Below are 21231 nucleotides of genomic sequence, written 5' to 3'. Positions count from 1 at the left end.
GCGGCTTTTTGCTTGCCCGGGCCCTCAATCCATGGCGAGCACACCTCCCACTCGGGCAACACCTATCGCTCGGGTCACACCTCCCACTCGGGCCACAAGTGCCTAAAGCGGACCATGCTCCCCTCCGCCTTTGCCTCCACTTGTGCATTTCGGCGCGAGTTGTGCCAAAATACCGCACCACTCGCGCCGAAATGCACAAGTCGTGGTTGTCGGCGCGAATATGTGCGGTCCGGTGCTGTCTGGGGCGGGTGGGTGTGGGCTGTCCCGGGGGGGGATTTTGTGGCGCTTGTCTTGGTCTGGTGGGTCTTGTGGTGCCTGGGTGGGCGCGTTTTGTCACTGGTGGAGGCTTAGAGCACTTCCCTGGTTCTGGGGTGGGGGAGTTTTTGGCTTGATGCCGCGGTGGTTGAAGGTTCAGCGGTCGGTGCCAGGGCCTCTAGCCCTCCGCCAGTGACAGCTCCCGCGCTGCCCAGCCCACCAGGGGCAGCCGGGGCCACAGGGTCACCAACCCCCTACCCACACACGCACCCAGCCCACCAGGGACAGCCGGGGCCACAGGCCCCTGCGGCACGTGGACCACGAGGCGACTGCCAAGCGGGCCAGGCGTTCCAGGCGCCGGTAGGCGCGGCGTACCCGGGGGTGGGTGTATCACCATGTGCGCCCCGTCAGGGCAGCGGTCGTGGGGTCCAGGGCGGCGGTGGTGCACTGACCCAGGTAGCCGCCCTGGCTCAGCCGTCGGCCTCGGCGGTGCTGTTGGCGTCTGGCGTCCCGCCCGGGGGCGGAGGCGCCACCGACCGGCCACCGCGCTCAAAACGTACCCAGCGCGCCCCGAAGGGCAGGCCCGTGGGGTCCTGGAACTGGTTGGACTCCCGCAAGGCAAAGCGCACCCGCCCCTCGTCCTGCATGGCCCGGTTGAACACCGCCCCCGTGAAGCCGTCAGAGTTGCGCAGGAAGGTCTGCTGGAAGGCCACGGCGTCCAGGAAGGTCACGTCCTTGAAAGAGGCGAACCAGCTGAAGGTCGCCGCCGAGAACACCGCCTCCTGCGTGAAGGTGGCGCCAGTGAAGTCCGCCAGCTTGTGCAGCACCGTCCCCCGGAACACCGCTGGTGCCCGGAACACCGCCCGCTCAAAGCTCACCTTCTCCAGGAACTGCGCATCAGAGAAGTCAGTCTCACCAGTGAACACCACCCCGGTGAAGTCCGCGTCCGCCGCAAAGGACGCGCCCTGGAAAGGCACCGGGCTCACCAGTACCGCACCGTGCAGGTCCAAACGACAGTCGCACCACAGCTGGGTCTCCGCCAGCTCCTGGTGGCGCTCCGAGCCCTCGGCCTGCGGCTCGCGCTCCTGGCGCAGGTGGCGCGCCAGCACGTGCAGGATCGTGGACTCCACGGCGCCGTCGTCGCAGACGTAGCGGCGCATCGTCCGCCCCCGCCGCGTCCCGCCAGCCGGAGCGGCCGCAGGCTCCTGCCACTGGCCCCGCTCCGTGCGCAGGTAGCCGCAGAGCAGGTCCACCACCCGCTGCCGCAGGGCGCCACCGCCCCGATTCGCCAGCTCCTCCAAGGCGTACACCGCCGCGATCCGCACTGCCGCGGAACCGGAGCCCAGCTGCTCCACCGCCTTGGACAGCTGGGCGTCAGCGTCACGCTGCTGCGTGGCCACCAGGCTGCGGAACAGCCCCACCACCAGCGCCACCGCGCACATGGTCAGGACTGCCAGCAAGGCCGCCATGATCCGCAGCCCCGGAGCGGCCCCCACGAATGCGCTCCCGCTCCAGGCGCTGACCAGCCTGCCCAGGAAGCCAGCCTGCGGGTCCGCCCACAGCCAGCCCAGCAGCGTGAAGGCCAGGGCTGCAACCAGCATCCAGCAGGCCACCGCCCGCCCCAGTGAGGACATGCGCGGGCGCCGTCGCCACACGGGCTGGAACTCCTCCACACCGCGCTGCCAAGCCTCCGCCCAGGCCGTGCGGGTGGCTTGAGCGGACTCGCGCACCCACTGGCCCGCCTTCTGCACCGGCGCCTCCTGGGGGGCCTGCACGGCGCGCACCGTCTGCTCCTGCTGCGTCATGCCGCACCGCCCTCCACCGCCAGGGTGTCTGGGGCCGCCGTCGGCAGGCATAAGGAGATTAAACAGATCAGGGACATCATGCGGCCACACTAACCGGCCTACCCGCCACATCCCGAGGCCCGGGGCTGAACTGTGCTGAGTGGTCAGCAGCCCGCAAAACCCGCAAGCATCTGTCCTGCGGAAAATTGAGGGGCTCCCTGGCCGGTCTCAGCCGGTACCAGGGAGCCCCTGCTTGCGCCCTCAGCGGGCGGTGCTACGTGGATCAGTGGGCAGCACCCTCGGGCTGCACGGTCCACGACGGCGGCTCGTCACGGCCGGCCTCCTCGTCCGCCTCCGCCTCGGCGAAGGTGCGCTGCACGATGCCCTGGGCGTGGTGCACGGGAGCGTAGACGGTGTACAGACGCAGCGGCTCGTCACCGGTGTTGATGACGTCGTGCCAGGTGCCTGCGGGGACCTGGATGGACCAGCCGTCCTCGACCTCCTGCTCGAAGGTCAGGTCGTGCTCGCTCGGACCCATGACGCAGCGGCCCTTACCAGCGTCGATGCGCAAGAACTGGTCGGTCTCCGGGTGGGTCTCCAAGCCGATCGACTCACCCACCGGGATGGACATGAGCGTCACCTGCAGGTAGCGGCCCGTCCAGGCCACCGTGCGGTAGGTGTCGTTCTCGGTGGTGGCGGTCTCGATGTCGAAGGCGTTGGGCTGGGGGCCGTTGTCAATGATTTCCATCAGTATCCCTTTCTAATTGGCTCAGGAAGCATGGTGCTGGGTATGAGTATAGGGGCCTGATGCCCGCAGCAGGGTCAACGCCCGCCCGCCGTGTTTATTCCGTCTCCCGGAAACAGGCTCCCGATCCTCCCATGCCGTCCAGGTGGGTGCGGAACGCGGTCAGCAGCGGCTCGTTGAAGAGCACGAAGCGCACCAGCCCCACCGGTCCGGGCGCGCCTTCCAGGCCGTAGGCGAAGTCCCGGACCGCTCCAGCAGCCTCGCGGGCGACGTCGTCCGCCGCCCAGCCGTAGGCGCCGCCGGAGACCGCAGGCAGGGCCACGCTCCGGCAGCCCAGATCGGCCGCCAGCCGCAGGCAGCTCAGGAAGGCGCGGCGTAGCAGGCCCGGGTCCGTCTGCCCCTGGTGCCGATTAGGGCCGACCGTGTGCAGCACCCAGCGGGCGGGCAGCGCGAAACCTGGCGTGGCCACCGCCTGGCCCACCGGCAGCCCCTGTGGGAAGCGCTCTCGGCGCAGCTCCCGGCAGGCCTGCAGCAGCTCCGGCCCGGCCGCCCGGTGGATCGCGCCGTCAACACCCCCGCCACCTAGCAGCCCGGAGTTCGCAGCGTTGACGACGGCGTCCACGTGCTGCTGGGTGATGTCCCCCAGGACGGCCTCTACCTGCATCGGACCAGGATGCACCCTGGCGCGGCCTGGTGGGCCCGGTTAGCTGGCTGGCTGCTCCCTGTGGGGCGGGTGGGGCGTCTAGAACACGCCCTGACGGCTCATGTAGGTCATCACCGCTGCCGCCGCCTGGACGGGCTTGAGCCTGGCGGTGTCCAGCTGCAGGTGGGGGCGTCGCCAGGGTTCGTACTCGCGGTCCTGTACCTCCTGCCAGGTGGGGTTGCCCAGGCTGGGTGACTGTGGTGCACGGCTCTCCAGGCGCTGACGGTGCAGCTCGGGGTCGGAGCAGACCAGCTCGACCTCCACGAGCCGGGAGCAGCAGTGCCGCGCCACCTCCGCCCAGGCCTCACGGGTGACCTGTAGGGGGTTGACGCACTCGGCGACCACGTCCAGGCCTGTCCGCAGCTGGTCGGTGGCCACCCGGTAGGCGACCTCGTAGCCCTCGCCTCCGGTGAGCAGCCCCCGGCGGTGCTGAGCGCGGGCGATAGCGGTCTCGATCGTGTCCACCTGCAGGTAGGCGGCCTTCAGGTCCTCAGCCAGTATCCGGGAGACGGTGCTCTTGCCGGAGGCAGGCAAGCCACATACAACGATCAAACACGCTTCCATGATCTAAACGTTACCTGTGTGAGCCGTCTCTAACTACTGGAGAACTGACTGCGTGATGAATACCAAAACGTTATGTGGGGGACGGCGCTAGGAGCGGCGCCTGCCGCCGCCCATGAGCGCGTCAAGCTGCCGCCGCTCCTTCTTGGTGGGGCGCCCTGAGCCACGTGCCCGTAGGACCGGTGCCGGGGCGTCCAAGGGGGAGGGGCGGGGCGGGGAGAAGCCCGTGTAGCACTGCTGCGCTACCGCCGCCCCCACCCGTTTGACCAGCAGGCCCTCCACCCGTAGGAAACGGTCGAAACCGTCCACGCGCAGGCGTACCTCGTCCCCGATGTGTACCTGCTGGGCAGGCTTGGCGGGCTCTCCGTTGACCCGCACGTGCCCGGCCTTGCAGGCGCTGGTTGCCGCAGAACGTGACTTCAGCTGGCGCACGCTCCACAGCCACACGTCAACCCGGACCGAGCCAGCCGTGCTTACAGGCGCTGTCACTGGGCCCTTAGGGGAGCTGTATGCCATGACGGGATCCTAGCTCCGACGTCGGCCCCGGCCCCGGCCCGGGCGCCCTCGCCGATGCCGCGGCCAGGCCAGCAGCCCCAGCCCCAGGCAGGCCAGACCGGCCGCCAGCATGACCAGCAGTGCCGGGTCCGCCCACAGCCTGACAGCGCCCCGGCGGATGCTTCCAACCACCTGGGAGCCGGTGCTGCCGTCGCCGCCTGCGGCGCAGTCCGTGAGCACCCCCGCGAGCGCCTGGCGGTCCGCCTCGGGCAGGCCCAGCTGGTAGGCCGCCGCCACCGACACGAAGCGGGCCGCGTACTGGCAGCGGAACTCGGTGCTGGGTGGCCACCAGCCCCGCCCGGACTGGGGGCGCCAGGTGCCGTTCTCGGTGGTGCCGGAGGGGCAGGTGGCGGGGCCGCAGCTGCCCTTGTCCTGGTTGACCTGCCCCTGCACGGCCAGCAGGTTCAAGGGGTCGTTGGCCGCCTGGAGGCGCTTGCCCGCGTCCCACTGCCAGGCCCCGTGCGCGTACAGGTAGCTCAGGGGCACCACGTGGTCGATCTGTACCTCGGGGGAGGTGTCCTCCCCGCGCTGGTAGCGCAGCTCGGTGCCGGTGTAGGGGTCCTGGAGCAGGCCAGTCCACACGGTCGCGTCCGGGCAGACGTAGGCCCCCTGGCCCCGGCCCTCGCTGCGGGGCTGTAGTCCGTCGCGGCGGGAGTAGTCGGCCTCCAGCAGGTCCCGGCCCAGCACGTCGTTGCGCGTGTCGCAGCCGTTAGCGTCCACGTCCGCCCACGGCTCACCGAACCAGCCCTTGCGGCCGCCCTGGCTGTGCCAGGACTCGGGGGCGGGGGAGTCGGCAGGCAGGGTGGCCAGCGCCGTCAAGGCCGCCTCCGCGCTCAGCAGCTCCCCTGCCAGGGGCGGGGCCAGCTCCGCCGCAGGAGGCTGTGTCTCCGGAGGCTGCTGCCGGGCCGAGGCGTACGCCTCGGGCAGGACGGCCGCCTCGGTAGGAGGCTGCGGGAGGTCCGTCAGTGAGGTCGAGGAAGCGGCCTGCGCGGCCAGGAGCAGGCCGACGGCGATGGTAGTCACTGGCTGGGGGAGGAGCACGGCCCGAGCCTAGTGGTGGGCGTCGCCGCCGGTCAGGCTTGTCCACAGCCCCGGAACGCCTCCGTAGGATGCCCGCGTGCACGAGACAGAAGCCGCCCCCGAGCCCACCGCCAACGAGCCTGCCGCCGAGGCCACCACCACGATCCCCGAGACGGTTACGGCTCCTTCCGGCCACGCCGCCCCTAAGCCTGACCAGCCCGCCTCCCCGCGCAACCTGGGTCGGGAGGAGTGCGCCTGGCGCTCGGCGCTGCTGCGCCTGGAGTCCCTGGAGGTCCACCTGGACCTGACCCCGGCTACCCGGCCGCAGGATTCCCGGTTCCCGGTGCGTTCCCGGCTGGTAGTTGACGTCCGGCAGGCGTCCTCGGAAGGGGCTTGGGTGGACTTTCTGGGACAGGCGGTCGGGTCCCTGGAGGTGGACGGCCAGCGCGTGGAGGTCCGCTGGGACGGGGCCCGGCTCACGCTGCCGCCACTGGCCGTGGGGCAGCACCTGCTGGAAGTGGAGGCGGTGGGCCAGTTCTCTAACAGCGGCCAGGGCCTGCACCGCTTCCACGACCCCGTGGACCAGGCCACCTACCTGTACACGCACTTTGAGCCCTCCGACGCCCGCCGTGCCTGGCCCTGCCTGGAGCAGCCCGACCTCAAGGCCCCCTTCACCCTGACCGTGGAGCACCCCCAGGGCTGGCTGCTGCTGGGCAACGGGGTCGTGGCCTCCACCGGGACGACGGCGGCAGGCAATCAGCTCACCCGTTTCGCCCCCACCAAGCCGCTGCCCAGCTACCTGACCGCCCTGGCGGCCGGGCCGTGGCACCAGGTCACCGGCCAGTGGCGCTCCCGCCTGCGCCCCCAGGACCCGCCGGTGGACCTGTCCTGGTGCTGCCGCGCCAGCCTGGCTGAGCACCTGGACGCCGCCGAGCTGCTGGAGACCACCCGCTCCGGTCTGGACCTGTACGACCGCAGCTACGGCTTCCCCTACCCCTGGGGCTCATACGACAGCGTGCTGGTGCCGGAGTACAACCTGGGGGCCATGGAGAACCCCGGCTGCGTGACCTTCAACGAGGACCTCTTCCTCTACCGGGGCCCCGCCACCCGGGCCCAGCGGGGCGGCCGCGCCAACGTGGTGCTCCACGAGATGTGCCACATGTGGTTCGGGGACCTGGTGACCCCGCGGTGGTGGGACGACATCTGGCTCAAGGAGTCCTTCGCCGACCACCAAGGCACCTGGGCGCAGGCGGAGGCCACCGGCTTCGACGACGCCTGGGTGGCCTTCGCGGCGGGCCGCAAGGCCTGGGCCTACCTGGAGGACTCCCGCCCCGAGACCACCCACCCGATCGTGGCCACGGTCGCGGACGTGGAGGCGGCCCGCCAGACCTTCGACGGCATCAGCTACGCCAAGGGCGCCGCGGTGCTCAAGCAGCTGGTGGCCCACGTGGGCCAGGAGGCCTTCACCGCGGCGGCTCAGCGGCTCTTCCAGGAGCACGCCTTCGGAAACGCCAGCCTGGCGGACCTCATGCGGGTGCTCAGCGAGGCCACCGGACGGGACATGGAGGCCTGGGCCCAGGCCTGGCTGCGTACCAGCGGCCCCTCCGTCATCCGCCCCCAGCTGGAGGCCACGGACGGGCACGTGCGCTCCCTGCGGCTGGAGCAGGAGTGCACCGACCCGCGCACCGGCCAGCAGGTGCTGCGGCCCCACACCCTGAAGGTGGGCTTCTACCAGCTCACCGCGCAGGGGCAGCTGCAGCGTACCCAGAGCCTGTCCGTCGTCCTGGACCAGGAGTCCGTCGACTTGCCCCAGGCCCAAGGACTGCCGGTGCCTGACCTGCTGACCGTCAACGACGAGGACCTGACCTACGCCGTCGTCCGTCCGGACCCGCGCTCGCTGCGCACCGCCCTGGAGCACCTGGCGGCCCTGCCCGACCCGCTGACCCGGGCCGTGTGGTGGTCGGTGCTGCACAACCTGGTGCGGGACGCGCTGCTCAGCCCCCAGGAGTTCATCCAGGCGGTCATCACCCAGGCCGATGACTCGACGGCGCCCGCCACCCTGGGGCTGCTGCTGGAGCAGGCCCGCCTGGCCAGCAGGCTGTGCCCGCCCGCGGAGCGGCTCGCCGCCCTGCTGCCCCTGACCGTGCTCGACGAGATCGGGACGCAGACGGACCAGGCGGACGGGCAGCTAGCGGAGAAGGCCACGGGGGAGGAGACCGGGCCGGGGGAGGCTGGAAACCAGGAGTCTGGGAGCCAGGCGGCCGGGAACCAGGAGTCTGGGAGCCAGGCGGTCGGCGCGGCCAGCCTGGGCGCCTGGCCTCTGCTCCGGCAGGCTGCCGCTGGCAGCGACGCCCAGCTGGTCCGGGCCCGGGCCTGGGTGCGGGCCGCCGGCGGACTGGGCCAGGCCCCCAGCCAGTGGCTGGACCTGGCGGAGAGGCGCCTGCGGCAGGTACTGGGCGGGGAGCTGGCGGGCCTGGAGCTGGACCACGAGCTGCGGTGGTCGGTGCTGACCTCCCTGGCCCGCATCGGGCGCCTGGGGGAGGAGGACCTGCGGATCCAGGAGCAGGCCGACCCCTCCTCCAGCGGCCTGGTGGCCGCCCTGCGGGTGCGGCACAGCGCGCCTACGGCGTCGCTCAAGGAGCAGGTCTTCACCCGCCTGCTGGAGGACCGGTCCCTGAGCAACGACCAGGTGGACGCCCTGGTGCAGGCCTTCAACCCGGACGCGCACCGCGGCCTCACCGCCGTCTTCACCACCCGGTACCTGGAACACCTGGAGCAGGTCTGGGCCGGGCGCAGCCAGGAGGTGGCCAGCCGTCTGGTGTCAGGGCTGTTCCCGCACGCCGGCAGCCAGCAGGACGCCCAGGATGTTCGCTCCTGGCTGGCAAGCCACGGGCAGGCCCCCGCGGCACTGACCCACCTGTTGCGCAAGCACCTGAGCGACTTGGAACGGTGCCTGCGCTGCCAGGAGGTCTGTACGCAGGCAGCCACCCCGGAGGAGTGAATGTGCTCCGTAAGCCTGTTTCTGGAGCGTCAAGGAGCGTGCGGGACTTCCACGGAACAGATATCCTGCGACCCGTGCCCCACCGCTATGGTTGGGCATTGAGCAGCGCGCCGAGCACTGCCTAAGTGGGGAGAGTAGCCATGACAAACGGGCCGAAGGATCTGGAGCCGAGTTCCACGCAGGTGATCGGTGCTGTCGACACCGCGCCTGAGACTACTTACGTGGCCGTGGGCCTCAGCGGTCAGGACCTGGCGGCTATCCAGGCGCTGCCTGCGGGCACCGCGCTGCTGATCGTGCAGCACGGCCCCAACACCGGTGCCCGCTTCCTGCTCGACGCCCCGGAGACGACTGTGGGACGCCACCCCCGGGCGGACATCTTCCTGGACGACGTGACCGTCTCACGCAAGCACGCCGTGTTCGTCAAGGTCCCCGAGGGCGGCTACGCCGTGCGGGAGTGTGGCTCCCTGAACGGCACCTACGTGAACCGCTCCCGGGTGGAGCTGGCACAGCTCAACGCCGGTGACGAGGTGCAGATCGGCAAGTACCGCATGACCTACCACCCCGGGCCGATCGCCCCGGCCGGGGACCGGTGAGCGCCTCCGCGGCCAGAGCGCGGCAGGCGAGCACTGCCGCAGCCAGTCAGCCAGCACAAGGTGGTTCCTGGCCCCACGCCCTCTCCCACGAGCCCGAGATGAAGATCGGGCAGGTCGTGGACGAGCTCAAGCGCGAGTTCCCGGCCCTGTCTATCTCCAAGGTCCGCTACCTGGAGACCGAGGGGCTGATCGCCCCGCACCGTGTAGGCAACGGCTACCGCCGCTACTCACGGGCGGACGTGGAGCGCCTACGCTACGCCTTGAGCGCCCAGCGTGACGAGTACCTGCCCCTGTCAGTGATCCGGGAGAGGCTGGAGCAGCTGGACCAGGACACCCAGGCCAAGCAGGGCCCGCGTGTGGTGGCGCGTCACGGCCAGACGGTTGCGGACGGCCCGCTGGGCCTCCAGGACCTGGTGGAGCGCTGTGGGGCCAGTGTCAGCCAGATCGAGCAGCTGATCGAGATCGGCCTGGTCTCGCCTAACGCCCGGGGACTGTTCGGGGCGGACAGCGTGCGGGTGGTCAGTGCCGCAATGGCGGCCGTGCGTGGTGGGATCCCGCTGCGCAACCTGCGCGGTGTGCGGATGGCGGCAGAGCGGCAGGCCGACATGATCGACCAGGCAGTCATCCCCGCCCGGGCGCGTTCCAGCTCGGCGGCCGCGGACCGGGCTGCTGTCCTGGCCGGGGCGCTGGCCGAGCTGCACGGGGCGCTGCTGCGCCGCTCCGTGAGCTCCCTGGGCTGAGAGCCCAGCGGGGCGACCAATACCCCACGCCATTCCTCAGACAAGCCGGGTTCCAGGCCGTAGCCTTGGCACGTGCGACCGATGAGGATCGTTGGTGTGCGCTCGACCGCCACTGATGACGGACTCGTGGCTGTGCTTCTTGAGGAGGGCGGCCCCGGGATGATCGCCGTACCTGTGACCGCCCGTGAGGGGCTGGCCCTCTCCGGCATGGCTCAGGGTATGCCGCCGTCCTGGCTGGACCTGCTGCACCGCTGCTTGACGGCGGTACGGGCTCAGGTGATCGGGGGCCTGGTGGAGGTGGGGCCGGACGGCGAGCTGCTGGCCTCCCTGGAGCTGACAGCGGGGGACGGGCAGGCGCCCCTGGTGCACTGCACCCCGGGAGAGGCTATCGTCTTCGCTAGCCAGACAGAGCTGGGCATCCGGGTTAGTGACCGCCTGTTGGCCCAGCAGGGGGTGGACCTGGGGGAGCCCTCTGTGCACGAGACGGTGGCGCGCATGCGTGACCAGCTGCAAGGGGCCCGGGTCGACGACTTCCTGCCGTGATCCAGACGACCGGGACAAGTCCGGCCGCGTGTTGACGCAAAGCCCGCCCCCCTGTTACCAGTGTGTCTACTGTGACCCCTGTTGTGAGATGAGTCACAGGTGGTGTTGGGGGTGTGTGTCGTGGAAGCTGGCCATATCAACGTTTTCTCTGGCGCCTGCTGCGAGCGAATGGACCTGAAGTTCAGGTTGAGAACTTTGCCATGTGCGACACCCCGCGAGCCACTGATTGAGGCCGGGCGGGCTCGGACCTATCGTTTCTCACGTGCCCCAAACAGGGCGGCACCCGGCGCCCCGACGCCGATCAACCCCCGACAGGAGCAAGCCGTGAGCGCGAACGAGGCCCGAGCCACACTCCCGCAGCAGCAGCGCAGCCAAGGAATGCTCTTTGGTGACCCCCTGCCTGAGCTGGGTGCGGACTCCGGCTACCGCGGCCCCATCGCCTGCCGGGCTGCGGGCATCACCTACCGCCAGCTCGACTACTGGGCCCGCACCGGGCTGGTGGAGCCCTCCGTGCGTGGTGCCAAGGGCTCCGGCTCCCAGCGGCTCTACTCCTTCCGGGACATCCTGGTGCTCAAGGTCGTCAAGCGCCTGCTGGACACCGGTGTCTCGCTGCAGCAGATCCGCACCGCCGTCGACGCCCTGCACCAGCGCGGGGTGGACGACCTGGCCTCCATCACCCTGATGAGTGACGGCGCCTCCGTCTACGAGTGCACCAGCAACGACGAGGTCATCGACCTGGTGCTTGGCGGCCAGGGGGTCTTCGGGATCGCCGTGGGTCGGGTCTGGCGGGAGGTTGAGGGCTCGCTGGCCGCCCTGCCCGTGGAGCACGCCGGGGACGCCCCCGTGGTCGAGGACGAGCTGGCCAAGCGCCGCAACGCCCGCCTGCGGGCCATGTGACCAGCCTCAGGAGTCAGGACACAGCTAGCTCCTCGCGCGCCGTGGCACCGTGGGTGCCACCCAGCAGGCCACCCTCAGAACGCAAACGGCCCGCTTCCTTTGGCTGGATAGCAGTAGCTGAAACGAGAGCCGCCCCTGTTCACGGGCAGCCGTCAGCCCCAGGGCGTGACCGGCGCGCCACCGACCTCCAGGGCCCTTGGGTTGCCTAGACCTTTAGAGACCCTAGCTGGCCACGGCTGACGCCGCAGCCAGCACCTCACTGCCCGCCCAGAGCCAGCGGCAGCCAGCCCCGGGCGGGCCGCCTGGCCTCAGCTGGTGCGCTTACCGAGCACGTAGGAGCGGGTGTAGCCGTCGGTGGCGTCCGTCAGGGAGACCTGTACGACCCCGGCCGAGGTGACCTCGTAGCGCTCCTTGATCGGTCGGCCAGAACCAGCCTCACCGCGCCGCACCTCCACGCCGCGCAGGTCCGGCAGGCCCCGCAGCCCCGGGTCGAAGGGGAAGACGATCTCCTCGTAGGGGGCCATCTCGCCGCAGGGCTCGCCCAGGTCGTTGACTGCGGTGCACTCAGCCAGGCGGAACCAGCCAACGTTGTGCGCCGACAGGTACGTCCGCTCCGCCACGGCTCCCGGGGTCTTGCGCTTGACTCCCGGCAGCACCGAGCTCTCCAGCAGGATCGGGTCAAAGGAGGTGCGGTAGCCGCAGTCCTGCTCCCGGAACACGCCAAAGCCGCGTGAAAGACGGTCCACCAGCTCGTAGGAGCCCGTGCGGTCCGCCGCCACGGCCAGGCCGATAGCGGTCGAGGCGCTGGGGTAGGGGGAGCGGTGCACCCGCCTCCCGAAACGCTCCCGCAAGGTGCGGGCGACCAGGGGGAGCCGGGTGCCGCCGCCAACCAGGTACACGCCCGCCACCTCGGACAGGTCCGGCCGACCGTCGTCAAGCAGGTCCACGAGCGGGGCCATGGCCTCCAGGCTCCGGTTGACCAGGGGCCTGCAGGCCTCGTAGAGCGTCTGGGTGGGCACCACCACGTCCTGCCCGCGCAGCTCCACCAGCACCCGGCGAGTCTGTGGGGACAGCCCCTCCTTGACCTCCCGGCACTGGTCCAGCAGCGCGTCCAGCTCGTTGGCGGCCAGCTCCTCCTCCCGTAAACCCGCTGCCTTCAGGGCCAGGTCGGCCAGGACCAGGTCGACGTCGTCGCCGCCCAGGTCGCTCAGGCCCCGTGAGTCCAGCACCTGGTGGCTGGTGCCGTCCACCCGCACCACGGAGGTGTCAAAGGTGCCGCCGCCCAGGTCGTAGACCAGCACCTGGGTGCGGTTGGAGGTCACCTCGGAGGCGCGGCGGTGGGTGAACTCGAAGCCGGCGGCGCTGGGCTCGTTCAGCAGCGCGGTCACGCCCAGCCCGGCCAGGCGGAAGGCCTCCAGGGTGAGCAGGCGCTGCGCGCTGAAGGCGTGTGCCGGTACGGCGGCGACAATCTGGGTTCCGGGGTCCTTCAGGGCCTGGGCCCCCACCTGCGGGCTGGCCACCAGCTCGTTGTGCAGGTGCCGCAGGAAGGAGACCAGTACCTCCAGCACGGAGAGGCTCTGCTCGCCTATGCGCACCGGCGTTTCAGCCCGGACGGTGGGGGAGGCCAGCACCCGCTTGAGGCTGCGTAGGTAGGGGGCGCCGTCCCGCGCCGCCTGGGCGGCCGCGAAGCCGTGCACCAGCCCGGCATCCGTCAGCGCCGTCAGCGAGGGCAGGTACTCCTTAAGGTCCCCGTAGGTGTCCGGGAACAGGACCACCGGGTAGTTGCCGCGGTCGGCGCGGGCTACCACGGTGCGGGTGGTACCGAAGTCGATACCCAGGTCCACGGCGGTGCCGCTGGCGGCGGGACCCAGTGGGCGAGGAACGCGGCTCTTGGGTGTGCTGGTGACCATGAGGGGAGCCTATCGCCGTGCAGTGAGCGGGGAGCGGAGCAGCCCGGGGCGTGTACCCATATCCATGACGTACGTTTGACACAGTGCTAGCCTCGCAGCATGGCTAAGGACCTCAAGGCCCAGGCGCTCCAGGCCCTGGCGGGCTCGCGGGCCCAGGTGGACCCCGACTACCCGCGCTACCACCTGGCTCCGGCCGTCGGAAGGCTGAACGATCCCAACGGCCTGCTGGTGGACCGGGGCACGTACCACGCCTTCTTCCAGCTCGGTCCCTTCCACCCGCGGCGCAGGCTCGTCTACTGGGGGCACGCCAGCTCCACGGACCTGCTCAGCTGGCGTCAGCACGAGCCCGCCATCGTGCCGGACAGTGCCTACGACGCGAACGGGGCCTACTCCGGCACCGCCCTGGTGCTGGAGCCGGAGGAGGCGGCCCGTGCCCCGCAGGAGGCGCCGTTCCAGCTCTTCTACACCGGCAACCTCAAGGATCCGCGCACCAGCGAGCGGCACGCCTCCCAGTGCCTGGTCACCAGTGCGGACCTGCGTACCTTCGCGAAGCACCCCGGCAACCCGGTAGTTCCCCAGCCGGAGCCCGGCTTCACCGCCCACTACCGGGACCCGCAGGTCTTCCGTGACCCCGACCGGCCCGGGGAGTACCGGATGCTGGTGGGCGCCCAGAGAGCCGACCGCACCGGCGCCGCCGTCTTCTACCGCTCCAGGGACCTGCTGGAGTGGACCTTCGAGGGGGAGCTGGTCTTCCCGGACGCCGGTGGGGCCTTGGAGAGCCTCGGCTACATGTGGGAGTGCCCGAACCTGGTGCGCCTGACCGACGAGCAGACCGGCCAGCAGCGGGACGTGCTGGTCTTCTGCCCTCAGGGCATGGAGCCGCAGGCTGAGGGCTACGAGAACGTCTTCCCCTGCGTCTACGTCGTCGGAAGGCTGGAGGGCTGCGCTCTGCGCGAGTGCGACGGCACCCTGGCGGAGCTGGACCGGGGCTTTGAGTTCTACGCTCCACAGGTATTTGCCCGGCGCCCCAGCGAGCCCGGGCCGGTCCTGCTCATGGGCTGGGCGGGCAACGCCACGGAGGACGAGCACCCCAGCCTGGACCCGGGTGGCTGGCTCCACACCATGACGGTGCCGCGGGTGCTGTCGCTGCGGGGGGGACGGCTGCTGCAGCGTCCGGCCGTGCCTACGCAGGCCCCAGGGGCGGTGCGGTCGGTCCTGGCGGGCGCCTGCCTGCCCGCAGGGTCGCACCGGCTCCCCGAGCTGGAGGGCTCGCGGCACTGGCAGCTGGTCCTGGAACCGGCCCCGGGCGCGCGGCCCGCCTGGACGCTGCGCCTAGGAACCGAAGGCTGCCACGTGGACATCACCCTAGACGGCGACCAGCTGACCGTGGACCGCTCCACCTCCAGGCTGACCCGCTACGCCACCAGGCGGCAGGTGACCCTGCCCGCGGGGGCGGCGGACCGCCTGGAGGTGCTGCACGACGCCTCGGTCACTGAGCTGTACCTGGGGCAGGGGGAGCTGGTCCTCACCCTGCGCAGCTTCCTGGAACCGCGGGCCAGCGGGGCCACCCTGCTGACGCCGTCAGGGCTGGAGGTCGCGGCAGCCTGGGTGCGCCTGCACAGCGCGGCGGGCTGAAGGCGGCTGTCGCAGGCTGTGGGCGCGCCGTTCGGGCCGCAGCCTGCTGCTCCTGGATCAAGGTCTTGCGGGTGGTCTGTGCCACAACATACTATGTCATACGTTTGACATACCTTCCGGGGCGGTCACGTCACCGAGGTATGGCCCAGCCGGGCTCAATGAAGAGCAGACATCCAACACATACGAGAAAGGAGCCCCGGGTGGCAATGGATCACGCCCGTGTGGCGAGGGACGTCATCAAGCACGTCGGTGGAGCAGGGAACATCACGGCTGCTGCGCACTGCGCGACCCGCCTGCGCCTAGTGCTGGCGGACCTGGAGCAGGTGGACCAGAAGGCCCTGGACGCCGACCCGGACCTCAAGGGCACCTTCGTGGCAGGTGGCATGTACCAGATCATCGTCGGCCCCGGGGACGTCGACGTCGTCTACCGGCACATGGTCACTGACGGGGGAGTGCGCGAGGTCTCCAAGGACGCCGCCAAGGAGGAGGCCGAACAGGGCGGCAACCCCTTCTCCCGCTTCGTCAAGATGATCGCCGACATCTTCGTGCCCGTGCTGCCGGCCCTGATCGCCGGCGGCCTGATGATGGCCATCAACAACGTCCTGACCGCCGACTTCTTCTCCGACGCCGCCCACGTCACCGCCGAGAACCCTGAGGGCCTCTACTCCCTGGTGGACAGGTGGTCCTGGCTCACCGACTACGCCGCCCTGATAAACATGATCTCGGCAGCCGCCTTCTCCTTCCTGCCCATACTGATCGGCTTCTCCGCCGCCAAGCGCTTCGGCGGCAACGTCTACCTGGGGGCGGCCATCGGCGGGGCCATGGTCTCCGGGGAGCTGCTCAACGCCTGGAGCACCGGCGCCGCCCTGGCCGGGCAGGCCCAGGTGGAGTACTGGCACCTGTTCGGCATGGACGTAGCCAAGATCGGCTACCAGGCCCAGGTGATCCCCACCCTGGCGGTCACCTACGTCATGTGCCTGATCGAGAAGCAGCTGCACAAGCGGCTCAAGGGCACCGTCGACTTCCTGCTGACCCCGCTGGTAACGATGCTGGTTACCGGCTTCCTGGCCTTTATCGCTATCGGCCCCGTGACCCGGCTCCTGGCCGAGGGCCTGACCAACAGCATCTCCTGGGGCTACGACCACCTCGGGGCCCTGGGCGGGCTGCTCTTCGGCCTGGTGTACTCACCCATCGTCGTCACCGGCCTGCACCAGTCCTTCCCGGCCGTGGAGATCCCCCTGATCACCAGCGGCGTCGGGGACTTTATCTTCCCCATCGCCTCAATGGCCAATATCGCCCAAGGTGCTGTGGCCCTGGCGGTGTTCTTCAAGGCCCGCGACGCCAAGCTCAAGGGCCTGGCCGGGGCCGGTGGCGCCTCCGCCGTCTTCGGTATCACCGAGCCGGCGATCTTCGGTGTGAACCTGCGGCTGCGCTGGCCCTTCTTCATCGGCATGGGGGCGGCGGCCCTGGGCTCCATGGGCGTGGCCCTGTTCAACGTACGCGGTCAGGCGCTGGGAGCCGCGGGATTCGTGGGGCTGGTGTCGATCAAGCCCGAGAGCATCCCGATGTACCTGGTGCTGGAGGCGCTGACCTTTCTGGTCGCCTTCGGGGTGGCCTTCGCCTACGCCACCACCCCCAGGGGCCGAGCCAGCCTCGGTGCGGCTACGGAGGTCGCTGGCGCCAGCACTGAGGCCGCCCCCGTGCTCCCTGCGGAAGTGCCCGCAGCTGCCGCCTCGCAGCCCCTGGCTGAGGCCACGCCGGAGCCCCGGGTGCTGTCCCCGCTGGCCGGGCAGGTCCTGGCCCTGGAACAGGTTGAGGACGCCGTCTTCGCCTCCGGCGCCCTGGGGCCGGGCCTGGCGGTGGAGCCCAGCGGGGGAGAGGTCGTCTCCCCCTTGGACGGCGAGGTGGTGCTGGCCTTCCCCACCGGACACGCCTACGGCATCCGGGCCGCCAACGGGCTTGAGGTGCTGGTGCACGTGGGCCTGGACACGGTCCGGCTGGAGGGGCGCGGCTTCACCCCAAAGGTCCAGCAGGGAGACCGCGTGGCTGCCGGGCAGACGCTGGTAGAGGTTGACTGGGAGGCCGTCAAGGCGGCGGGCTACCAGACCGTCACCCCGGTGGTCGTCACCAAGGGGGCACAGCCTGGCAGCCTCAGCCCTCAGGCTGCTGGTGAGGTGCAGCGCGGGCAGGCGCTGTTCAGCGTGGAGGCGGCCGCCGTCGAGGCCTGACCGCAGACGCGCCACCACGGGCTAACCAGGCCCCTGACAGCCGGTACCAGCCAGTCCGGTCCGCCTCACCGCAGCAGGGCGGACCGGACTGGCTCAGGTCAAGCAGGCCGGGCCAGCGGCCAAGGTCGGAAGGGCTCCGGCAAGGGCTGTAGCCGTCTCAGCCGCTCAGGCGGTCCGGCCCACGGCCAGCTCCACCGGCAGCACGCAGTCGGCCAGGGCCGGGGCGGTAGTACCAGCCTGTCGGGCCGCGATCTGCTCCACCAGCGCGTCCACCGCCCGGTCGGCGAGCTCGGCAATCGGCTGGCAGACGGTGGTTAGGCCCGGCAGGGCCCGACGCAACGCCGTCGTGCCGTCAAAACCAATCACCTTCAGCTGCTCCGGGACCAGGAGCCCCCGACGACGTGCCCACTCCAGCACCGTGGCCGCCGTCAGGTCGTCGGTGGCAAAGACCGCGTCCACCTGGTCGGCCACCGAGTCCAGCCCGGCAAAGACCAGCTGCTCACGCAAAGCATCCGGCGTATGGAAAGGCACCGTCAGTACCACGGGCGGCAACCCAGTAGCCTCCAGCACCTCACGGTAGCCAGCCTCCCGCAGGTTGCGGGGACCGGAGCTGGAGGTCAGCAGGGCGGGACGCCGGGCCCCGGCGTCGAGCAGGCGCTGGGTGGCCAGGCGCCCTCCAGCCAGGTTGTCGCAGCGGATATTGGGCACGCTGGGGGAGATCTCCCGGTCGATCGACACCAGCGGCATGCGCACGTTCGCGTACTCCGCGATGTTCTCGTTGTGGGCTCCCGTGATGATGCCGTCCACCCGGTTGGACAGCAGCAGGTCCAGGTACTGCTTCTCCCGGTCCACGTTGCCCATGGAGGAGCAGATCAGCACCCGGTAGCCGTGCTCCGCCAGGGAGTTCTCCACCCCCACCGCCAGCTCCCCGAAGAAGGGCAGGGCGGTGGAGGGCACGATCAGCCCGACGGTCTGGGTGGACTTGCCGTGCAGGGCCCGCGCCAGCTGGTTAGGGCGGTAGCCCAGCTCTGCGATGGCCTCCGCCACTGCCTCCCGGGTGCGCTGGGACAGGTAGCCGCGGTTGTTGAGCACACGGGAGACTGTGGTCAGGGACACGCCAGCCAGCTTGGCGACGTCAGCGAGCGTGGGTTCGTGGCGCTCGGGCACAGACACTCCTCATGGTGTTCCAGCACGGTCCTGGGTACCCGCCCATCATAGGGGCCGCATCAGATCCCACCCGGCTGGCCCGGCTACCGCAACCTAATCTGGACTACTCCGCGGCCGGGCCGTGCTCAGGCGGGCACATCCCGGGCACCAGGCTGCGGTAGACCTGGATCATGGCGCGGGCGATGGCGGCGTGCCCGGCGTCGTTGGGGTGGATCAGGTCCTGGTGCAGCTTGCGCTCGTCACCGTCCACCGCCTGGCTGGCGGCGTCAGTGGACTGCAGGCCCAGGGAGGTGGCGGTGTCGTGCACCATCGTGCGCACCACGGCAAAGCGCGGCCCGCGGTCCAGGAAGGGGAAGAACGGGGCCACCAGCACGGGGGTGCCCGGCAGGCGCTGGCGCAGGAAGCCCAGGTCGTGCTGGACCGCGGCGCGCACGAGCTCCAGCTGGGAGGGCAGCAGGGCGGCGTCGTTCAGGCCCAGGCACACAGTGACCACGTCAGGCTCGCTGCGCAGCACCACCTCCAGCCAGCTGCGGTCCCTGGCGGAGGGTGAGCGGGAGCCCCCGGGCAGGTGGCCCCCGCGACGGCAGAAGAAGCCCAGGCCCGGTGTCGAGAGGTTCACCTCCCGCCAGCGCAGGTGCTCGCACAGCAGGGAGGGCCAGCGGTTGCGGGGGTGGCTCAGGAAGCAGGCGCCAGCGGTCACCGAGTCGCCCAGGAACACCGCCGTGGGGAAGCTGCCGCCGGTGGGCGCAGGCAGGCCGCCGTCAGTGGTGCTCACCGGCAACCGCCTCCCTCAGGACCCCGTCCTCCATGACCAGCACCCGGTCGCACACCGGCAGCAGCCGCTCGTCGTGGGTGACCATGACGGTGGCCTTGTCCTGCTCGTGGGTCTGCTGGGCCAGCAGCCGGGCGACGTCGCGGGCGCGTGAGGAGTCCAGGGCGGCGGTCGGCTCGTCAGCCAGCACGATGTCCGGCTCGTGGTAGAGGGCCACGGCGATCGCGGCGCGCTGCCGCTCGCCCCCGCTCATCTGCTCGGGGTAGGAGTCCAGCAGCTCCTCGATCCCCAGCTCGCTGACCAGGTGGGCCTGGCGCTCCGGGCGGGGCCGGGTGCGCTCGACCTTGTCGTAAAGGGCCAGCTGGTCGCGCAGACGCAGGAAGGGCACCAGCCCGGAGGCCTGCAGCACGAAGCCCAGGCGCCGGTGGCGCAGCCGGGCACGCTCACGCTCCGCCAGCTCGGAGAAGGGCTCCCCGCCGATGCGCACCGCGCCCTGGCTGGGGGTACGCAGGCCCCCCATGATGGTCAGCAGCGTGGACTTGCCCGAGCCCGAGGGCCCCAGGATCCCCACCATCTGCCCTGGCAGGAGCTCCAGGCTGGTGGGGGCGAGTGCCTGCACGGTCTCACTGCCCTGCGTGTAGGACTTGGAGACGGACTCCAAGGTCATCAGTGGCTGCTCCGGGCTCATGCGATGGCCTCCACGGGGTCGATGCGGGTGACCACCCGCACGGAGATCAGGCCGCCCAGCAGCGCCACCACCACGAAGGCGGCGGTGACGGCTGCGGTCAGCACGGGGGAGAGGCGGAAGGGCACCGCTGCCGGCAGCACCTGACCGGTGAGCAGGACCAGCAGCAGCCCGGCACCGACGCCGCCTCCGGCCAGGACCAGCGTCTGGGCGCTGCCGGAGGCCACCAGGTAACGGGTGGGCACCCCGCGGGCCTTGAGCACGCCCAGTACCGGGCGCTTCTGCAGAGTGAGCACGTACAGGAAGATGCCCAGCACCAGTGCCGCGATCACCACCAGGGCGGAGATCATGAGGGTGAAGGTCAGTACCTGGGCGGAGTATCCCGGCAGGGTCTGCACCAGCTCGGCCGGGGTGAGCAGCTCCAGCTCCTGCGGGTCCAGGCTCTCAGCCAGGCCCGCGGGCGGGGACTGGTCCTGGGCAGAGGTGATGACGACGGCGTTGGGCGGCATACTCCCACCGGTCCCCAGCGCCTCCTGGAGGGTGCCTGGGTCGATGGTGACGGTGCCCGCGGCCTGGAGGGTCTGGTCGTGGGTGAGGCCCACCACGCGCAGGACCTGCGTGGAACCTGAAAGGCGCAGCCGGTCACCGACGGCCCAGCCGTCCTCCACGAGGCTGTCGTCCAGCAGCACCTCCGAGGCGGGGTCGCTGATCGGGGAGCCTTGGGACGGGGGAGAGGCCAGGGGGCCGGTGGACCCTACACCCAGGGCGAAGGCGTCGGAGCGCAGCGGGGTCTGGGAGGTGCCTGCCGTGCCGTCGCCGTCAGCGGGCACCCGCTCCAGCACCACGCCCTGCACCTTGAGCGGGTGCGCCTGGGCGTCTACGGCGGCGGCCTCCTGGCGCACACGCTCGATCTGCTCGGGGCTGAGGCGGGAGGCGTTGAGGTTCTGGTTGGAGGCGGCGGTGAGCACCACGGCCCGGGCGTCCCAGGAGTCGATGGCGGCCCGGTAGGAGTGGGCCAGCCCCACGGCCAGTGCGGCCAGGAAGAAGGTCAGGTAGGCGACCAGGGTGATGACCAGGACGATCAGCACGAAGCGCGATGGCTGGTGCTTGATCTCTCTGAGGGCCAAGAACATGCGGCTCCTTATGCGGCCCGGTCCGTGCGTCCGGGCACCGCACCAAGATACCGGCTGTGGCTCAGGCTACACCAGCGCAATGTGGCGGCGGCTTGCTGGTTCTGACCGCCAGGGCGGCGCGTCTGCCACAGGCACGGATGAGGCTGCGCGGGGCTGGCACCAGAAAGCGCATCAGTCGCTGTGCCTAGGAACGGGACAGGGGCCGCAGAGGTGAGTCGGAAGGAGACGGGAGCGGCTTGGGGAGAAGGGCTTGGAAAGAAGGACTAGGGGAGGTGGCGAGGGGAGGCAGGCGGGCGGCTGGGCG

General features: G+C 70.6%; 18 protein-coding genes. 7 read left to right on the top strand and 11 right to left on the bottom strand.

What is annotated here, in order from left to right; translation table 11 throughout:
- Window positions 1-725: 725 nt before the first annotated feature.
- The 6 genes from JG540_RS05380 to JG540_RS05355 all read right to left on the bottom strand — a co-directional run bounded on the left by JG540_RS05380 (window position 726) and on the right by JG540_RS05355 (window position 5644).
- Window positions 726-2060, bottom strand: coding sequence for a pentapeptide repeat-containing protein (locus tag JG540_RS05380; RefSeq protein ID WP_200274652.1), 1335 nt, complete (start codon window positions 2058-2060; stop codon window positions 726-728).
- Between the two features lie 262 nt (window positions 2061-2322).
- Window positions 2323-2787, bottom strand: a complete 465-nt coding sequence (locus JG540_RS05375; RefSeq protein ID WP_200274651.1) for a cupin domain-containing protein — start codon at window positions 2785-2787, stop codon at window positions 2323-2325.
- Window positions 2788-2881: 94 nt separating this feature from the next.
- Window positions 2882-3448 carry an O-acetyl-ADP-ribose deacetylase gene (locus JG540_RS05370; protein ID WP_200274650.1) on the bottom strand — a complete coding sequence of 189 codons (567 nt, stop codon included), beginning with the start codon at window positions 3446-3448 and terminating at the stop codon, window positions 2882-2884.
- 78 nt (window positions 3449-3526) lie between these two features.
- A complete protein-coding gene (locus tag JG540_RS05365; RefSeq protein ID WP_200274649.1) occupies window positions 3527-4039 on the bottom strand; it encodes an AAA family ATPase in 513 nt (170 codons plus the stop codon).
- 99 nt (window positions 4040-4138) lie between these two features.
- Window positions 4139-4564: an RNA-binding S4 domain-containing protein gene (locus JG540_RS05360; RefSeq protein ID WP_200274648.1), complete on the bottom strand. Its 426-nt coding sequence runs from the start codon at window positions 4562-4564 to the stop codon at window positions 4139-4141.
- A 9-nt stretch (window positions 4565-4573) separates the two neighbouring features.
- A complete protein-coding gene (locus JG540_RS05355; RefSeq protein WP_234042690.1) occupies window positions 4574-5644 on the bottom strand; it encodes an HNH endonuclease family protein in 1071 nt (356 codons plus the stop codon).
- Window positions 5645-5720: 76 nt separating this feature from the next.
- On the opposite strand from JG540_RS05355, the gene pepN reads away from it, so the two are divergent.
- The 5 genes from pepN (at window position 5721) to JG540_RS05330 (ending at window position 11397) form a co-directional block, all read left to right on the top strand.
- A complete protein-coding gene (gene pepN, locus JG540_RS05350) occupies window positions 5721-8624 on the top strand; it encodes an aminopeptidase N (RefSeq protein WP_234042689.1) in 2904 nt (967 codons plus the stop codon).
- 140 nt (window positions 8625-8764) lie between these two features.
- Entirely contained in the window at window positions 8765-9217 is a 453-nt protein-coding gene (locus JG540_RS05345; RefSeq protein WP_200274647.1) for an FHA domain-containing protein, read from the top strand.
- 98 nt (window positions 9218-9315) lie between these two features.
- Window positions 9316-9957, top strand: a complete 642-nt coding sequence (gene ftsR / locus JG540_RS05340) for a transcriptional regulator FtsR (protein WP_200274646.1) — start codon at window positions 9316-9318, stop codon at window positions 9955-9957.
- A 72-nt stretch (window positions 9958-10029) separates the two neighbouring features.
- Window positions 10030-10500 (top strand): DUF151 domain-containing protein, encoded by a 471-nt coding sequence (locus JG540_RS05335; protein WP_200274645.1) that lies wholly within the window; start codon window positions 10030-10032, stop codon window positions 10498-10500.
- Window positions 10501-10878: 378 nt separating this feature from the next.
- Window positions 10879-11397 (top strand): MerR family transcriptional regulator, encoded by a 519-nt coding sequence (locus JG540_RS05330; RefSeq protein ID WP_200278138.1) that lies wholly within the window; start codon window positions 10879-10881, stop codon window positions 11395-11397.
- A 308-nt stretch (window positions 11398-11705) separates the two neighbouring features.
- Here the strand turns inward: JG540_RS05330 and JG540_RS05325 are convergent, their stop codons facing one another.
- Window positions 11706-13307 (bottom strand): Hsp70 family protein, encoded by a 1602-nt coding sequence (locus tag JG540_RS05325; RefSeq protein WP_200274644.1) that lies wholly within the window; start codon window positions 13305-13307, stop codon window positions 11706-11708.
- A 99-nt stretch (window positions 13308-13406) separates the two neighbouring features.
- Here JG540_RS05325 and JG540_RS05320 point away from each other — a divergent pair, with 99 nt between their 5' ends.
- Both JG540_RS05320 and JG540_RS05315 read left to right on the top strand, forming a co-directional pair.
- Window positions 13407-14942: a glycoside hydrolase family 32 protein gene (locus JG540_RS05320; RefSeq protein WP_200274643.1), complete on the top strand. Its 1536-nt coding sequence runs from the start codon at window positions 13407-13409 to the stop codon at window positions 14940-14942.
- A 206-nt stretch (window positions 14943-15148) separates the two neighbouring features.
- Entirely contained in the window at window positions 15149-17170 is a 2022-nt protein-coding gene (locus tag JG540_RS05315; protein WP_200274642.1) for a PTS beta-glucoside transporter subunit IIBCA, read from the top strand.
- Window positions 17171-17335: 165 nt separating this feature from the next.
- On the opposite strand, the gene JG540_RS05310 is transcribed toward JG540_RS05315, so the two are convergent.
- From JG540_RS05310 to JG540_RS05295, 4 genes are all read right to left on the bottom strand, one after another.
- Window positions 17336-18337 carry a LacI family DNA-binding transcriptional regulator gene (locus tag JG540_RS05310; RefSeq protein WP_200274641.1) on the bottom strand — a complete coding sequence of 334 codons (1002 nt, stop codon included), beginning with the start codon at window positions 18335-18337 and terminating at the stop codon, window positions 17336-17338.
- A gap of 103 nt (window positions 18338-18440) precedes the next feature.
- Entirely contained in the window at window positions 18441-19112 is a 672-nt protein-coding gene (locus JG540_RS05305; RefSeq protein ID WP_234042688.1) for an SGNH/GDSL hydrolase family protein, read from the bottom strand.
- Window positions 19099-19797: an ABC transporter ATP-binding protein gene (locus JG540_RS05300; RefSeq protein WP_234042687.1), complete on the bottom strand. Its 699-nt coding sequence runs from the start codon at window positions 19795-19797 to the stop codon at window positions 19099-19101. Before JG540_RS05300 ends, JG540_RS05305 begins: the two co-directional genes overlap by 14 nt.
- Window positions 19794-20927 (bottom strand): FtsX-like permease family protein, encoded by a 1134-nt coding sequence (locus JG540_RS05295; RefSeq protein WP_200274640.1) that lies wholly within the window; start codon window positions 20925-20927, stop codon window positions 19794-19796. The genes JG540_RS05300 and JG540_RS05295 overlap by 4 nt, the downstream gene beginning before the upstream one ends.
- Between the last annotated feature and the right edge of the window lie 304 nt (window positions 20928-21231).

This window comes from Actinomyces weissii (genome assembly GCF_016598775.1).
Lineage (GTDB): Bacteria > Actinomycetota > Actinomycetes > Actinomycetales > Actinomycetaceae > Actinomyces > Actinomyces weissii.
Note: the sequence above shows the minus strand (reverse complement) of the source record. Positions and strands in the feature narration are given on the sequence as shown.

What these genes read in the sequence shown, in the direction of transcription:
- JG540_RS05380 (WP_200274652.1), bottom strand. Translation starts at nt 2,060, where the DNA reads ATGACGCAGCAGGAGCAGACGGTGCGCGCCGTGCAGGCCCCCCAGGAG.
- JG540_RS05375 (WP_200274651.1), bottom strand. Translation starts at nt 2,787, where the DNA reads ATGGAAATCATTGACAACGGCCCCCAGCCCAACGCCTTCGACATCGAG.
- JG540_RS05370 (WP_200274650.1), bottom strand. Translation starts at nt 3,448, where the DNA reads ATGCAGGTAGAGGCCGTCCTGGGGGACATCACCCAGCAGCACGTGGAC.
- JG540_RS05360 (WP_200274648.1), bottom strand. Translation starts at nt 4,564, where the DNA reads ATGGCATACAGCTCCCCTAAGGGCCCAGTGACAGCGCCTGTAAGCACG.
- JG540_RS05345 (WP_200274647.1), top strand. Translation starts at nt 8,765, where the DNA reads ATGACAAACGGGCCGAAGGATCTGGAGCCGAGTTCCACGCAGGTGATC.
- ftsR (WP_200274646.1), top strand. Translation starts at nt 9,316, where the DNA reads ATGAAGATCGGGCAGGTCGTGGACGAGCTCAAGCGCGAGTTCCCGGCC.
- JG540_RS05330 (WP_200278138.1), top strand. Translation starts at nt 10,879, where the DNA reads ATGCTCTTTGGTGACCCCCTGCCTGAGCTGGGTGCGGACTCCGGCTAC.
- JG540_RS05325 (WP_200274644.1), bottom strand. Translation starts at nt 13,307, where the DNA reads ATGGTCACCAGCACACCCAAGAGCCGCGTTCCTCGCCCACTGGGTCCC.
- JG540_RS05320 (WP_200274643.1), top strand. Translation starts at nt 13,407, where the DNA reads ATGGCTAAGGACCTCAAGGCCCAGGCGCTCCAGGCCCTGGCGGGCTCG.
- JG540_RS05315 (WP_200274642.1), top strand. Translation starts at nt 15,149, where the DNA reads ATGGATCACGCCCGTGTGGCGAGGGACGTCATCAAGCACGTCGGTGGA.
- JG540_RS05300 (WP_234042687.1), bottom strand. Translation starts at nt 19,797, where the DNA reads ATGAGCCCGGAGCAGCCACTGATGACCTTGGAGTCCGTCTCCAAGTCC.
- JG540_RS05295 (WP_200274640.1), bottom strand. Translation starts at nt 20,927, where the DNA reads ATGTTCTTGGCCCTCAGAGAGATCAAGCACCAGCCATCGCGCTTCGTG.